General features: G+C 53.6%; 17 protein-coding genes. 14 read left to right on the top strand and 3 right to left on the bottom strand.

The features are described from left to right. Positions 1–390 precede the first annotated feature (390 nt). The 13 genes from LBR61_00895 to LBR61_00835 all read left to right on the top strand — a co-directional run bounded on the left by LBR61_00895 (position 391) and on the right by LBR61_00835 (position 9,895). Positions 391–795 carry a hypothetical protein gene (locus LBR61_00895; GenBank protein ID MDR1730627.1) on the top strand — a complete coding sequence of 135 codons (405 nt, stop codon included), beginning with the start codon at positions 391–393 and terminating at the stop codon, positions 793–795. 28 nt (positions 796–823) lie between these two features. Further along, entirely contained in the window at positions 824–1,192 is a 369-nt protein-coding gene (locus LBR61_00890) for a hypothetical protein (protein ID MDR1730626.1), read from the top strand. A gap of 15 nt (positions 1,193–1,207) precedes the next feature. Continuing rightward, on the top strand, positions 1,208–1,774 hold the full coding sequence (locus LBR61_00885; protein MDR1730625.1) for a hypothetical protein: 567 nt from the start codon (positions 1,208–1,210) through the stop codon (positions 1,772–1,774). Between the two features lie 158 nt (positions 1,775–1,932). Then, complete coding sequence (gene rplU, locus LBR61_00880; protein ID MDR1730624.1) at positions 1,933–2,247, top strand: 50S ribosomal protein L21; 315 nt, start codon at positions 1,933–1,935, stop codon at positions 2,245–2,247. A gap of 16 nt (positions 2,248–2,263) precedes the next feature. After that, positions 2,264–2,596, top strand: coding sequence for a ribosomal-processing cysteine protease Prp (locus LBR61_00875; GenBank protein ID MDR1730623.1), 333 nt, complete (start codon positions 2,264–2,266; stop codon positions 2,594–2,596). Between the two features lie 5 nt (positions 2,597–2,601). Further along, positions 2,602–2,889, top strand: coding sequence for a 50S ribosomal protein L27 (gene rpmA, locus LBR61_00870; GenBank protein ID MDR1730622.1), 288 nt, complete (start codon positions 2,602–2,604; stop codon positions 2,887–2,889). A gap of 105 nt (positions 2,890–2,994) precedes the next feature. After that, positions 2,995–4,302, top strand: coding sequence for a GTPase ObgE (obgE, locus tag LBR61_00865; protein MDR1730621.1), 1,308 nt, complete (start codon positions 2,995–2,997; stop codon positions 4,300–4,302). A gap of 38 nt (positions 4,303–4,340) precedes the next feature. Next, entirely contained in the window at positions 4,341–4,952 is a 612-nt protein-coding gene (gene nadD / locus LBR61_00860; protein ID MDR1730620.1) for a nicotinate-nucleotide adenylyltransferase, read from the top strand. Between the two features lie 3 nt (positions 4,953–4,955). Continuing rightward, the gene (locus LBR61_00855) at positions 4,956–6,332 is read left to right on the top strand and encodes an LCP family protein (GenBank protein ID MDR1730619.1); all 1,377 of its coding nucleotides are present in this window, start codon (positions 4,956–4,958) and stop codon (positions 6,330–6,332) included. Between the two features lie 88 nt (positions 6,333–6,420). After that, entirely contained in the window at positions 6,421–6,768 is a 348-nt protein-coding gene (gene rsfS, locus LBR61_00850; GenBank protein ID MDR1730618.1) for a ribosome silencing factor, read from the top strand. 142 nt (positions 6,769–6,910) lie between these two features. Next, positions 6,911–7,867: a TAXI family TRAP transporter solute-binding subunit gene (locus LBR61_00845; GenBank protein ID MDR1730617.1), complete on the top strand. Its 957-nt coding sequence runs from the start codon at positions 6,911–6,913 to the stop codon at positions 7,865–7,867. A gap of 161 nt (positions 7,868–8,028) precedes the next feature. After that, complete coding sequence (locus LBR61_00840; GenBank protein MDR1730616.1) at positions 8,029–8,670, top strand: hypothetical protein; 642 nt, start codon at positions 8,029–8,031, stop codon at positions 8,668–8,670. A gap of 202 nt (positions 8,671–8,872) precedes the next feature. After that, on the top strand, positions 8,873–9,895 hold the full coding sequence (locus tag LBR61_00835) for a ketoacyl-ACP synthase III (protein MDR1730615.1): 1,023 nt from the start codon (positions 8,873–8,875) through the stop codon (positions 9,893–9,895). Positions 9,896–9,969: 74 nt separating this feature from the next. On the opposite strand, the gene LBR61_00830 is transcribed toward LBR61_00835, so the two are convergent. Then, positions 9,970–11,121 (bottom strand): pyridoxal phosphate-dependent aminotransferase, encoded by a 1,152-nt coding sequence (locus tag LBR61_00830; GenBank protein MDR1730614.1) that lies wholly within the window; start codon positions 11,119–11,121, stop codon positions 9,970–9,972. Positions 11,122–11,285: 164 nt separating this feature from the next. On the opposite strand from LBR61_00830, the gene LBR61_00825 reads away from it, so the two are divergent. Further along, a complete protein-coding gene (locus tag LBR61_00825; protein ID MDR1730613.1) occupies positions 11,286–12,473 on the top strand; it encodes an ABC transporter substrate-binding protein in 1,188 nt (395 codons plus the stop codon). A gap of 79 nt (positions 12,474–12,552) precedes the next feature. Here LBR61_00825 and LBR61_00820 read toward each other — a convergent pair whose 3' ends face one another. Continuing rightward, positions 12,553–12,732 (bottom strand): transposase, encoded by a 180-nt coding sequence (locus LBR61_00820; GenBank protein ID MDR1730612.1) that lies wholly within the window; start codon positions 12,730–12,732, stop codon positions 12,553–12,555. 57 nt (positions 12,733–12,789) lie between these two features. Further along, positions 12,790–13,554 carry an IclR family transcriptional regulator gene (locus LBR61_00815; GenBank protein MDR1730611.1) on the bottom strand — a complete coding sequence of 255 codons (765 nt, stop codon included), beginning with the start codon at positions 13,552–13,554 and terminating at the stop codon, positions 12,790–12,792. Positions 13,555–13,755 lie beyond the last annotated feature (201 nt).

Here is a 13,755-nt window from a genome sequence, read left to right as displayed (position 1 = left end):
TAAAAACAGACAGGTTAAAAGGCAAAAATCAGGCGTGTGGCGTGTGGCGTGTGGCGTGTGGCGTGTGGCGTGTGGTAGTGTAACCGGCCTCTCCGTTGGATGTCAAGAGCAGAAATGGCATAACATAACCCCCTTTTGTTGCTGATAAATTCTGAGAATTTAACAAATTATATCACGTGACGCGAATTATTGCGCGCCCGAACGTTACGGTAATTGCAGTCCGACAATAGCCACATTACAGCAAATTGCCGAAGGGGTAGGCAAAACGCTTCACATGGAGTTCAGATAGAACGACTTTCCCTCTTTTTCGGAAACGGGCTTTTACGGCGCGGGGAGTCGGGGTATACTGTCGTCGGTATATCGATGTTTCGAAGAGAGTGATATGTGATCATGGCGGATAACGAGACAGACGAAACAATGTACGAGGGCGACGTGGCGCGTCAGGTGAAGGACGTTCTCGACACGGAGCGGCTGGTGACGGCGCGTCTTGTGGATGCCGTGCTGCGCACCAGTCAGATGGCGGGGCTTGCGACGCCGGAGATGCGGGATATGTTTGACCAGTGGCTGAACCTGGTCGCCAATCAGGTTCTGTACGAAGTGGAAGAAAACATGAGGAAAAAGGAAGCGTGCGACATTTCCGCTCTTGCCCGATCCATAGGCGTGGGGGAAACAACGTTGTTTTCGCTGATGACGTTTCTGCATCGATCAGGCAGAATACGCATCGAGAAGGTTTCCATTTTGCCGGGGCAGGGTAAAAACGCGGAAGCCTGCGATTGTTTGCTTCGACAGGCATAGAACTGGCCGAAGAGGAGGCAGATGAACGATGATTTCTCTTAAAAAAAGTGGCCTGACGCTGCTGATGGCGCTGACTGCTGCGCTGCTGTCCTGCGGCGGAGCCTCCGCGGTTGTCCCTGACGGGCGCATTGGCGAGGTGGGGCTGAGATTTGAAAATGTGCGCTGGGGATGGAAGAACCTTGATGTGGACATTGTGAATATGACGGATCGGAACGTACTGTTCGGGGGAACGATGACGTTTCTTGACCGTTACGGAAAAACTTTGGCCTCCGCGAGCCTGCTTCCCCATAAGATTAATCGAAACAGCACCCGGCGCTATACGGGATATTTCGTCAGCGGATCGGGAGAGACGGCCCGGCGGGCGACGAGGGTGATCTGGGACTATGGAGCCCGGTGAGGCGGCGGCGATTTCATGAACGTTCCGAACTGTCGATTTTGGCGTCGTCTTTTGGGGATGTGCGTTTTGGCCGCCTGTCTGTGTTCTCCGCCTTTGCCGGCGATGGCGGGAGACAGCGCGGAGGCCTTCATGTCCGTGACCTTTGGGCTTTCCGCGGCTCGCACGCAAAAACGCATGGAAAACAGCGGAGCTGTGGCGGCCTCTTCTCTCCAGGACGAGCGCCTGAACATGAAGGGGACCTTCGAGTCACGATCGACGATTTTTACCTTTGGCTTTCACAGCAAAAAAGGGCTGAATTACAAGGCGGCGTTCCTGGGCAGCACGGGCAGCGCCGAAGAAGACCGGGCCTTTTACGACGTCCTGCGGGAGGCTTATAACACACGTTTCGGCCAGTCGAAGGAACGAGTCACGACGAAGGCTCAGGTGAAGGGCGGCCTCACTCTGCGGAGCGTCTGGACCCCCGACAAATACACCACTATCGCGCTTTCTCTGGACCCTGAACAGACAAATCGCTTTCCCGGCGACTCTCCCGGCAAACGCCCCATTCATCTGATTTATGTCTATTCGAAGTGGACAAAATAGGAAAATGAAATAATTATGAGAATGAAATAATTATTGACGGAAAGAGATTCGGGGCTTACAATTACTATTCGTGAATCGCGTGGGAAGGGCTGGATTAAAATTTCCGGAAAATATTTTTCAGGAAAGCCCCTGCCCGGCGGAAGGAGGAAAACAAAATCGTGTACGCAGTGGTGGAAACGGGCGGTAAACAGTACCGTCTGCAGGCAGGCGATGTGGTACGTGTTGAACGCCTGGAGGCCGAAGTGGGACAGGAAGTTGTTCTGGATCGGGTGCTCATGGTGGGCGGAGAGGATTCTTTGAAGTTCGGCTCGCCTCTTGTGAGCGGCGCCTGCGTGAAGGCGGAAGTAGTGGCTCAGGAGCGCGCCGACAAGGTTCTGGTGTTCAAGTTCAAAAGCAAGAAAAATTATCGCCGTATGAGGGGACATCGGCAGTATTACACGGAGTTGCGCGTCAGGGAGGTTCTGCCGGGTTAATGCGGAGGTTGCGTCCATGACGGTGATTACCCTGTTTCAGGGTAAGGAGGGTCTTGTGGGACTGGAGTCCCGGGGACACTCCGGTCAGGCCTCCAGAGGAGAGGACGTAGTCTGCGCGGCGATTTCGGCCCTGGTTCAGGCGTTGCTTGTGGGGTTGAGGGATGTGGCCCTTCTGGGGGATTTTGCGGATTGCAAAATAGACGCCAGCGTGCCGGTTATTCGCATCCAATGGCCTGAAAATCGGGTGAAGGAACTGGATTTATTGACGCGAACAGTGGCTTTGTCTCTTAAGGAAATAGCATCCGGCTATCCCGGATATGTGAGTATTGCGGAGGTGTGGTTATCTTGAGCATCATGAATTTTAAATTCGATATACAGTTTTTTGCCCATAAAAAGGGTCAGGGCAGTTCTACGAACGGACGCGACAGCAATCCCAAGTACAGGGGAATAAAGGTGTACGCGGACGCCACCGTGACGGCGGGGAGCATCCTGGTGCGTCAGTGTGGAACTCGTATCCATCCGGGCAAAAACGTGGGACTGGGGCGCGATTTTACGCTTTTCGCGCTGACTCCGGGGAAGGTTCGGTATTTGAGAAAGGGAGACCGCAGGTTTGTATCCGTCGAGGCGGCCGTTCAGGGTTGACGTGTCGTTCGGCGGACGTGAAGTAATATTTTTCGGGAAAACGATTGCGAGAGGGAGGGCTCCCTGCGTCGGAGCCTTCTCTTTTTGTTTGTGGTGGTGTTTTCGGTGAAATTTGTAGATCTTGTAAGAATTGCGGTTAAAGCGGGACGGGGAGGCAATGGCTGTCTGAGTTTTCACCGTGAAAAATTTCTTCCAAAGGGCGGTCCTGACGGGGCGGACGGAGGGAAGGGCGGCGACGTGATCCTGGAGACGGCGGACGGTCTCGCGACTCTCGCTGACTTTGAGTACAACAGAAAGTTTCAGGCGGGCCACGCTGGGCATGGAAAGGGTTCCATGCAGACCGGAGGCAACGGTTCGGATGTGGTGATTTCCGTCCCCTGCGGAACTTTGGTGCGAGACGCGGACACGGGAGAACCTCTGGCGGATCTGGTGGAGCCCGGTCAGAGATTTGTGGCCGCAAAAGGCGGACGGGGAGGACGGGGAAACGCTCACTTCACCAACTCCGTGAGACGCGCGCCCCGCTTCGCCGAGAAGGGCGACCCCGGCGAGGAAAGAAATCTGCTGCTGGAGCTGAAACTCATTGCGGATGTGGGGCTGGTTGGGCTTCCCAATGCGGGAAAATCCAGCATTCTGGCCGCCATCAGCGGAGCCCGTCCCAAAATAGCCGGATACCCCTTCACGACGCTTTCTCCCAATTTGGGCGTTTTGGCGGTGGACGACCGACAGATCGTCATTGCCGACGTTCCGGGCCTGATTGAGGGAGCCCACGACAACAAGGGACTGGGACTGCATTTTCTGCGTCATATCGAACGCACGCGTCTGCTGATCCATGTTATAGATCTTTCTTCTGACGATGTCTTGGAAGATCGGGACGTTATTTTGCGGGAGTTCGAGGCCTATGGCGCGGACCTTACCCAACGGCCCTGCATCGTGGCGGGCAACAAGACGGATCTTCCAGGGACAGAGGAAAAAGGCCGTCTCCTGCGGGAAGCGATGGAACGTATCGGACAGAAGTATCTCTGCGTAAGCGCCCTGAACGGCGATGGCATTCCGGCGCTTATCGAAGAAATTGTGGAACTGGTGAGGCGGCATCCCCGTCCGGCGGGGACGGTTTCCCTGGTGCGGGAAACGCCGGTGGAGCTTCCCCGGCTTCGAGGTTCGACGCCGGCTCCCGTGGCTGTCGTCCGCCTTACGGGAGTGAGTGGAAACGGTTTTCGCGTGGAACACGCCAATCTGGAGAAAACCGTCCGGCGAATCGATTTCGATCAGGAAGACGCTCTGATGAAATTCTCCAGAATTTTGAAACGCCTGAAGGTAGAAGAGGCTCTGGAGAAGGCGGGAGCTGTTGAAGGCGACAGAGTCTGCATCGGAGAGATGGAATTTGATTTCCAACCTGATAGAATAGGAGAGTAACGACGAGAAAACAGCCCTGTGGAAGGGACGGAAATTTCGTGGCAGAAAAAATGGGGATCATGGGAGGAACTTTCGATCCCATCCATTATGGTCATCTTCTGGCGGCTGAGGAAAGTCGTCGACAGCTCGGACTCGCCAGGATCGTGTTTGTTCCGACGGGTACGCCGCCGCATAAAATGGACCGATACGTCGCTGAGACCGAGGATCGTTACGCCATGACGCTGCTGGCCACAACGGAAATTCGTGAATTTTCTGTTTCCCGGACGGAAGTGGAGCGTCAGTATCCTTCCCGGACGGTGGACACCCTGCGGGAGTTTATCGGACAGGGAGTCTGTCCGGAGGAGTTGTTCTTCATCACGGGACTGGACTCGATTTTGAGCATCGAAACCTGGGCGAATTACATGGAGCTGCCTTCTCTTTGTACATTGGTTACGGTGACGCGTCCCGGATATTCTTCCGAAGCCGTGGCTGCTCTTCCGGAACCCATCAGGAGGGGACTGAGGCTGATTGAGATTCCGCAGTTCGCGATCTCCAGTACGGAAATCCGCACCAGAGTTCGAGAAGGTCGGGGGATTCGTTTTATGGTCCCGAGGCTTGTGGAAAACTATATTGAATATCGCGGATTATACAGAGAACCGGAGGTGCTGTAGATTTTGAGGGTTCTCAAAATACTGGCTGTCACAATTTTGATCATCGCTGCAACGGTAGGCGGAGCCGCCTGGAGTTTTATCAATCATCTTCAGGGTAAGCCTCTGCCTGTTTCTTTGCCCAACTGGTTCTCCGCGCAGAAGGTAAACGATATTTCGAGAGCGGAAAACCGCGAAAAAACAGGGGAGGAGATCAGCGGAGACTCCCTGCGGCAGACCGTGGAGACGGCTGTGGAACCGCTGAAGGGGACTGTGAATGTTCTGCTGGTGGGACTCGACGATGTGGACAACACCCAGCGGGCGGACGCGATTGCCCTGGCCACGTTCAATCAGGAAAGCGGTTTTGTCGGCATGATGGCCATTCCCCGGGACTCCCGTGTGCAAATTCCCGGGCACGGCTGGGATAAGATCAATCACGCCTATGTTTTCGGCGGCATCGACCTCCTGAAGAAGACGGTGATGAACCTTCTGAACGTGGGGATCGATTATTTCGTTATCGTCAACTACGACGGCTTTGCCCGGATCGTGGATCTTCTGGGCGGCCTCGACATCGACGTGGAGAAAAGACTGGTGTACACGGACTATTCCGCCAAGCTGTTTATCAACATTCCAAAGGGGTTTCAGCATATGACGGGCAAGACCGTCCTTGAATACGCCCGTTTTCGTCATGACCCGCTGGGAGACATCGGTCGTGTGCAGCGTCAGCAGAGAGTTATGGGGCTTCTCATGGAAAAAATGAAAAGCCCTTCAATTATTTGGAAAATTTCGGGCATCATTGAGGAAGCCGTGGCTTCCCTGAACTCCGACCTGACTCCACTGGAGGCCCTGAGGCTGGCAAATTTTGCCGTTTCTCTGCCCCGGGAGCGCGTGGAGCTCATTATGACGCCGGGCCGGGCTTCCTACATCGACACCGTCAGTTACTGGATCGTGGACGTTCCGGCGGCATCTCTGATATGGGCGAGATGGGTGGATGGGGGAGCTCTCCCTCTGCCGTTCCCCGACGACAGCCTGTCCATGGACATCGCCCTGATTTCGGACCAGTCAGACATTCAGTCTCTTCTGACGCGGATTGGTAAAATCGGCATTTTGAACGGAGACGGAGCCAGCGGTCTCGGCAAACAGGCTTCTCAGGCCTTTCAAAAGCTGGGGGTGGATGTGGGATTTACAGGCAACGCCCGTCATTTCGACTATCATACGTCCAACGTGGTCTATCCGGAAAACGCCACGGAGAACGACAAAAACGCGGCCGAAGCTCTGGCGCAGCTCTGCGGGATCACCAACAGGGCGCTGATCCAGAGTGATCGCACGGTCACAATGGTCAGCGTCATTCTGGGTCATGACAAGGAGTCCATATTTCGCCGGCTGCAGGATATTTCTTTTTAACCGCAATAACCGCAGAAACCGGACAGCGTATTTTTTTAAGGTCAAAGTTCAAAAAAATTTTAAAATCAGGAAGGGAGGTTGGCAGCGCATGGCAACGCTTGCGGAATATGGTTACGTTTGTGAGGCTCTGGCCGACAAAAAGGGATTGGACATCGTGGGTCTCGACCTCGGAGAGCTGGAGAGCCTGACGGATGTTTTCATTTTGGTGACCGGAAACTCCGAAGTCCACATGAAGACCCTTCTGGAAACGGCTCAGGAGGTTTTGGAGCGGCAGGGACACACAGTTCGCGTGGAGGGAGAGAACAGCTCGAACTGGCGTCTGCTCGACGCCGGGGATCTTGCCGTCCACGTGTTCAGCAGAAAGGGACGGGATTTTTATAAACTGGAAAAACTGTGGAGCGACGCGGAAATTTTGACTTATGAATATCAGGAATAAGGACATGGATGGTAATTTTTCAAAAATAACGCGCTTGTTCCTTATAAATTACATGAAAAAGGTTTTTTATAGTATTATAAACGCGGGTTATGGAGGACATTAACGAGGATATTGATCAAAAGGAGGAGTTTTTGTGAGGAGCCTGAAGAAAATACTGTTGCTGTCGGGGATTTTCTTTTTCGTGGCGAGTTGCGTCTCAGCGGCTGAAGCAAAGACGTTTCTGTCCATAGCCACCGGCGGCGTCGCAGGCGTCTATTATCCTCTGGGCGGGGGACTGGCCCAGGTTCTGAACGACCACGTTCCGGACGTGGAAGTGACGGCCGAGTCCAGCAATGCCTCGACGGCAAACATCAACCTGATCGCGGGGCACGAGGTGACGCTGGCTCTGGTGCAGAACGACGTGGCCTACGGAGCTGTCAGGGGGGAGAAGCCTTTCAGAAACCCCGTGACGAATCTTCGAATGATTGCTTCTCTTTATCCTGAGCATCTGCAGTGCATAACCACGAAATCCAGCGGCGTCAAAACAATGGACGACCTGAAGGGGAAACGGGTTTCCGTGGGGGCGCCGGGGTCGGGCGTGGCGAACAGCATCGGCGTCATTCTGCCCATCGCCGGTCTCAAATATTCAGACATGAACACGGATTTTCTCGATTTTGCCAACACGGCGGGTCGTATTCAGGACGACCAGCTCGACGTGGGATTTGTTCTGGCGGGATATCCCACCGCGGCGGTTATGGCTCTGGCCGCCCAGAAGGAGATCGATCTCGTGTCCTTCAGCGACAGTCTCATGGACGAACTGACGAAGAAATATCCTTATTTCACGAAGGACGTCATTCCGGCAGGGACCTACCGGGGAGTGAACCATGACACCCCCACTCCGGCGGTTATCGCCGTGCTCGTTTGCGACGCGCAGCTCCCCGATGAGCTCATTTACAACATTACGAAGGCCATTTTCGAGAATCTCGACGAATTGAAGCCCGTTCATGACAAGGCAAAGCTGATCTCTCTCGAAAGCGCGCTGGAAGGGGCGGCCATTACTGTGCATCCGGGAGCGGCGAAGTATTACGCCGAGAAAGGTCTGAAAGTTCCCACGTTCTGATTGCGTTACCGAGGAGAGGAACTCCGCCGTTCTCGAATGTCATTGGATTTTTTTGAATTTGTTTGATCGAACCTGAAACGAAAAAATGAGAGCCTCGCACAGGGGTTCTCCTTTTTTATCCGGTTATGTTTATCCGGTTATATCCCTGATGAGGTGGGGAAATGTACAAAAGCAGAAGCGTTCTTTGGGAGATTGTATTTCTTGCAGCGGTCTTTTTTCTCGCGTTTCTCGCGGGCCCGACTCCACGGGCGGCAGCGGGGGAGGGGCCATCCGCCGAAGCATCGTCTCAGCAGGAAATTCTGGCTCTGGAGTACCGCCTGCGTCTTGCCCGGACTTCCGCGGAGGATGCGGAGGGACGGGAGGCTTTATACCTTGGCATGATCGAAGAATGTCCGGACACGGAGGCCGCTCAGGAGGCCCTGTGGAATCTGGCCGCTCTTTACCTCGACGGCTTCGACGATCCTCAGGAGAAAAAGGCTCAGGAGGTGCTGGAGTATTTTCTGAACAAATATCCGGAGTCCGACTGGGTTCCTCAGGTCGAAAATCGACTGATTTGGCTTTACGAGGGGACGGACAATACGGAGCGTCTCCTGCAGCTCTACGAAAAAATTCTGCAGCGGGACATGCCCCTTTCCCTGCGTCTGCCCCTGGCGCTTCGCTGCGCCCAGGCCTGGGAGAAGGCCAAACGACCGGAAAAAGCCCGGGAATGGTATGCCCGCGTTATAAAAGAAGCGGGATCGAAGCCCTTCCCCGAGGTCGCCACGGCCAAAGCCCGCCTTGCAAAAACAGGTAAAAAGCGATGAGCGCCAATGACCTCTCCCAAAATTGAAGTCTGCGATCATTATTTTTATCGAAATTAAAAACATAAATTCTGCAAAAATACGGAAACATGCGTTGTTTTACAGGGTTTATTCTGCATAATAGACTCTGTACATGAGATTTTTCTGCCCTTAAAGCGGAAAAACCTCATGGAATATAGAAGAACAGGCTGAAAGGAAGAAAAATATGGAGAGTGGAGCGACAATTCGCGCCGTATCAGCGTATCTGCCGGAAAAAATTTTGGACAATGCTGAACTGGTCCGGCAGTTTGGAACATGGACGGAACATAAGATTTTCAACAAAACCGGAATCCTCAGACGTCACGTCGTGGAAGGAGAGCTGGTTTCCGACCTTGCCGAAGCGGCGGCGAAACGGCTTTTTGAGGAGCATTCGATCATTCCCGACGAGATCGATTTTCTTCTGCTTTGCACGGAGTGCCCCGACTACTTTTTGCCGGCCACGTCCTGCATCGTTCAGAATCGTCTGAAACTCCGGAAGGACGTCGGCGCTCTCGATTACAACCTGGGCTGCTCGGGGTTCATTTATGGTCTCGCTCTGGCAAAAGGGCTGGTGCTGGGAGGGATTGCCCGTAAAATTCTTCTGATTACATCGGAAACCATCACGCGCACCATTCACCCTCTGGACAAGAGCACGCGCACGCTTTTCGGAGATGGCGCGGCCGCCGCCCTCGTGGAAAAGGAAACCCTTGACGGAGGCGATCCGGGAATCGGAGAATTCTCTCTCGGCACCGACGGCAGCGGCATGTCGAAGCTGATCATTCCCGCCGGGGCCTGGGCCTGCCCTTCGTCGCCGGACACCCGTTCGGAAACCGTCAATCGCTGGGGGAACGTGCGCACTCCTGAAAGTCTCTATATGAACGGTCCGGAGATTCTGAACTTCTCTCTCGAAGTCGTGCCCTCCTGTCTGAACGACATTCTGGAGCGCAATGGCGTCACCCTGAAGGACATCGATCTGGTGATCTTTCATCAGGCCAGTTATATGCTGCTCAAAAAACTCAGGGAGGCCCTGGACATCCCGGAGGAAAAATTTGTCATCAACATCGAAAACTACGGCAATACGGTCAGCAGCACCATCCCCATCGCTCTGTGGGAGATGGAACAGCTGGGACGCCTGAAAAAAGGGGATCGTGTTTTGATCATGGGGTTCGGCGTGGGGCTTTCCTGGGGAGGCACCGTGCTGCGGTGGTAGCGCCAGAGCGCGTCAAAATGGGGAACCGTTGGAGTTCCCCATTTTTTAACTGCAATCGGCCGTCACGTCGGGCATCAAAGGTCCTTCAGTAAAGCCTCCATTTTATCCATGGCCTTGACCAGCGTGCTCATGGACTGGGTGCAGGCGATACGGATGTAGCCCTCGCCGCTGCTGCCGAAGGCAGAGCCGGGAATGGTGGCCACCTGGGCTTTTTCGAGGAGCTTCCAGACGAAGTCCTCGCTGGAGAGCCCTGTGCCTTTGATGTTGGGGAACAGATAAAAAGCGCCTTCCGCCGGGTTGCAGGTGACGCCCTTCATTTTGTTGAGCCGTTCGGTGACGTAATCCATCCGTTCCGCAAAGATTTTCTTTCGCTCGATCAGCCTCGCGTCGTGTTTATTCAGAGCGTAGGACGTTCCCTTTTGGGCCAGCGTGTTGAGCCCGTAGGTCTGATTGCTGGCCAGCAGCGTCATGACGCGGATCAGCTCCACCGGTCCAATGGCGTAGCCCACGCGCCACCCGGTCATGCAGTGGCTTTTCGACATCCCTCCCATGGTCAGGGTGTGTTCCCTCATTCCGGGCAGAATGGCAAAGGGGACATGTTCGCCCCTGTAGATCAGAGCTTCATAAATTTCATCGCTCAGGACAAAAAGATCGTGTTTCGCGACGACCCCTGCGATTTCCTCCATCTGTTTCCGGGGGATGACCCGGCCTGTGGGATTGCAGGGGGAGTTCAGCAGAAGGCCTTTTGTTCGTGGAGTGATCACCTTTTCAAGATCGGGCACAGTGGGGGCGAAGCCGTTTTCCTCCCGGGTCTTCACGGAGACAGGGACGCCTCCGCACTCCGTCACCTGCGAAAAATAGGGAGGGAAACAGGGTTCCACCACGATAATTTCGTCTCCGGGATTGAGCAGAGCCTGTATGGCCAAATGAGGAACCTGGATGCCTCCCACGCCCATAAGCACCTCATCGATGGTCGACGTGAGGCCGTGATGGCGCTTCCAGTAATCGCAAACCGCCTGACGGACGTCGGGAAAACCCTGCAGGGGAGGGTAATGAGTGAAACCCTTCTTCGCCGCGTCGGCCGCCGCGTCGATGATGTCGTGTTCCGTGTCGAAATCCGGTTCGCCGATGCTGAGGTTCAGAACGCCCTCCATTTTTTCGATGGCCTGAAAAATTTTGACCATGCCGCTCGGCTTCAGGTTACTGTAACGATCCGCCAGTTTCATACTCTCGCACTTCCTTTCAGATCTGCTGTCTGTTTTTATTATAGAACAAAATTAAAAGTTTCAGGTATTGCGCCCGGAAAATGGTTATCCTATAATTGCTTCACTTCGACGAATGAAATCTTGTTTGATCGAAGAAAGACAGTCATAAAAAGGAGAGATCTTATATGCAAAAGAAATGCCAAAATTTATTAAAAAAAAGTTTAGCACAAAAATTTTTCCTGATGTTCATGCTTCTTCTTGTATCCGGAGGGACCGCCTGGGCTGCCGACCCCATCAAAATCGGGTATCTGGCGACGCTGACGGGAGAGGGCGCCACCTGGGGCCAGCATGAGCGCGACGCGGCGGCACTGGCGATAAAAGAGGTCAACGCAAAGGGCGGTCTTTTGGGACGTCCGGTAGAGCTGATCTGCTACGACATCAAAGGAAAGCCCGAAGACGCGGTGAACGCCGTGCGCAGACTGGTTTTTGAGGACAAAGTCGTGGCCATCGGAGGAAGCAACTACAGCGGCATTCAGCTTGCCGTGGCTCCCATCGCCGATAAGGAAAAGATTCCCGTGGTCTCCAGCTCCGCCACAAATCCGGCGGTCACCGTGGACCCCGACACGGGAAAGGTTCGTCCCTACATGTTCCGCATCACCTACACCGACCCCTATCAGGGAATGATCATCGCCGACTACCTGATCAAAAAATGCGGCGCGAAGAAACTGGCCATCATTGGGGACATTGGGGACGCTTACTCCGAGGGGCTGACGGAGTTCGTGAAAGCCAGAGCGGAGGAGCTGAAGGTGGAAAATAAGTTTTGGGCCTTTCGCGGCGGCGACGTGGATTTTCGGGCCCAGCTCACCGAGGCGAAGGCCTGGGGAGCGGACGCCGTGGCTCTGACGATGCTTTACAAGGAAATGGGACTGGTGATCAAACAGGCGGCGGAACTGGGATGGAAACCCTTCTTCATGGGCGGGGACGGCTACAGCCCCAATATCTTCGAGATCGCGGGAGAGGCGATGGAGGGGACGTTCTGGGTGTATCCCACCAGCGACGAAGATCCCAAACTGGCGGGACTGATCGCGAAATTCGAAAAGGAGTACGGTAAAAAGCCCACGGAAGTTCTGAACATGACCTTTGGCTACGATATTTTGCAGATGATCCTTCACGCCGTCGAGGTGGCCGGCAAGGCGGAAGGCCCCGCCGTTCGCGACGCCCTTGAGAATACAGTGGATTATCCGGTGACCCATTTCAACTGGACGGTGGACAAGGCGACCCACAATCCCCTGAACAAGCCCGCCGCCATCCTGAAGGCCACGGGAGGCAAAGTGATCTATCTTGAAACCTGGGATCCCCAGGCCGTTTTTTAGGCGATCTCTCAAAAACCTAAAAACGAAACACTTCAGATAAAATCAGGACCGCCGGCTTAGCCGGCGGTTTGCTCTGCTCCTATAAGGGGCTCTTAGCCAGATGGCGTGTCGGTATGTACAGCCTGCGCCACTTGTAAAGCATCGTCTCGTTAATCCTCAGCTCTGAAGCCACTTCTTTCACTATCTTCGGGTTCGCGTGGCTCAGTTTCACCGCATTCTTCCTGAAGTCCTCGTCAAACTTCCGTCTGATTGTCAACACAGTTGCAGGTCGCCTGGCTTCCTTAACTTACTGTCCGATATTTTAACGTACTCCCTTTTATTCGTTTAGCCGCGCCGAAACAGCAGCAGCAGCATTTTTGACTGCAGGTATCGCTACGCTCAAAACATCATCGGTAAATCGAAAGGACGGCCCCGTCAGGGCGATAACGCCTGCCGCTTTTTTCCACGCTTCCAAAATCGTAGAGGCCACGCAAAGAATGCCTTCTTCTCGTTCTGAAACGCTAATGTCGTACCCGTTTCGGCGAATTTCTTCTAATCTGGCGTTTACGGGCTCAATATCCACAATTGTATGCTCCGTAATTTTGACAGCGTCCTTGAGTATTTCCCTGACTTCGCTTTGAAGCATGTAGGCCATAAGACATCGTCCCGAAGCTCCCACGTACAATGGAAATTTTTCTCCGATACGTACAGAACGCCTGAGAGAATGGCTACATTCCATCTGATCATATACCACTCGGTATTTACCGTCTCTGACGTACAGATTCACTGTTTCATTGAACTGATTCCTCAGGGCGGCCATTTGCTCGTAGGCTATATTGCGCAGCAAACCCGCTTTTTGGGCGATAGCACCCAAATAGTAACACTTCACTCCCAGACGGTAGATTTTCTTTTTCTCTTCCCTTTCTATAAAACCTTCTTCCAGAAGCGCGTTGATGATACGAGAAGCTGTCGGCAACGGCATATCCAGCTTGCTCGCGATCTCCGACAGTCTGAGTTCCATATTGTCTTCATTAAAGCAGGTCAAAACCGCAAGGGATTTCTTGATGGATCGGTTAAGTTCATTTGTTTTCGATAATGTCACGATAAAAACCTCCCGCGCATGTCCAAGGCTTGACAATTTTTCTGGAAAATCATAACATATTATTAAAATATGATAATTATATTCCATAATATGAAAGTTTATGCTTAATTGTTTGAAATTTAATATATAGGATAATGTCGTGGTTTACGTGTTTTATGCAGGAAAGGAGTGGATTCGTGTGAAATTTGACGAAGTCCCTGG

The sequence above is a fragment of the Synergistaceae bacterium genome (genome assembly GCA_031272035.1).
Lineage (GTDB): Bacteria > Synergistota > Synergistia > Synergistales > Aminobacteriaceae > JAISSA01.
Note: the sequence above shows the minus strand (reverse complement) of the source record. Positions and strands in the feature narration are given on the sequence as shown.

Excerpts from the sequence above, each read along its gene's own strand:
- LBR61_00840 (MDR1730616.1), top strand. The coding sequence starts at position 8,029 with ATGTACAAAAGCAGAAGCGTTCTTTGGGAGATTGTATTTCTTGCAGCG.
- rpmA (MDR1730622.1), top strand. The coding sequence starts at position 2,602 with ATGAATTTTAAATTCGATATACAGTTTTTTGCCCATAAAAAGGGTCAG.
- LBR61_00885 (MDR1730625.1), top strand. The coding sequence starts at position 1,208 with ATGAACGTTCCGAACTGTCGATTTTGGCGTCGTCTTTTGGGGATGTGC.
- LBR61_00875 (MDR1730623.1), top strand. The coding sequence starts at position 2,264 with ATGACGGTGATTACCCTGTTTCAGGGTAAGGAGGGTCTTGTGGGACTG.
- LBR61_00895 (MDR1730627.1), top strand. The coding sequence starts at position 391 with ATGGCGGATAACGAGACAGACGAAACAATGTACGAGGGCGACGTGGCG.
- LBR61_00835 (MDR1730615.1), top strand. The coding sequence starts at position 8,873 with ATGGAGAGTGGAGCGACAATTCGCGCCGTATCAGCGTATCTGCCGGAA.
- LBR61_00825 (MDR1730613.1), top strand. The coding sequence starts at position 11,286 with ATGCAAAAGAAATGCCAAAATTTATTAAAAAAAAGTTTAGCACAAAAA.
- rsfS (MDR1730618.1), top strand. The coding sequence starts at position 6,421 with ATGGCAACGCTTGCGGAATATGGTTACGTTTGTGAGGCTCTGGCCGAC.
- LBR61_00830 (MDR1730614.1), bottom strand. The coding sequence starts at position 11,121 with ATGAAACTGGCGGATCGTTACAGTAACCTGAAGCCGAGCGGCATGGTC.
- LBR61_00890 (MDR1730626.1), top strand. The coding sequence starts at position 824 with ATGATTTCTCTTAAAAAAAGTGGCCTGACGCTGCTGATGGCGCTGACT.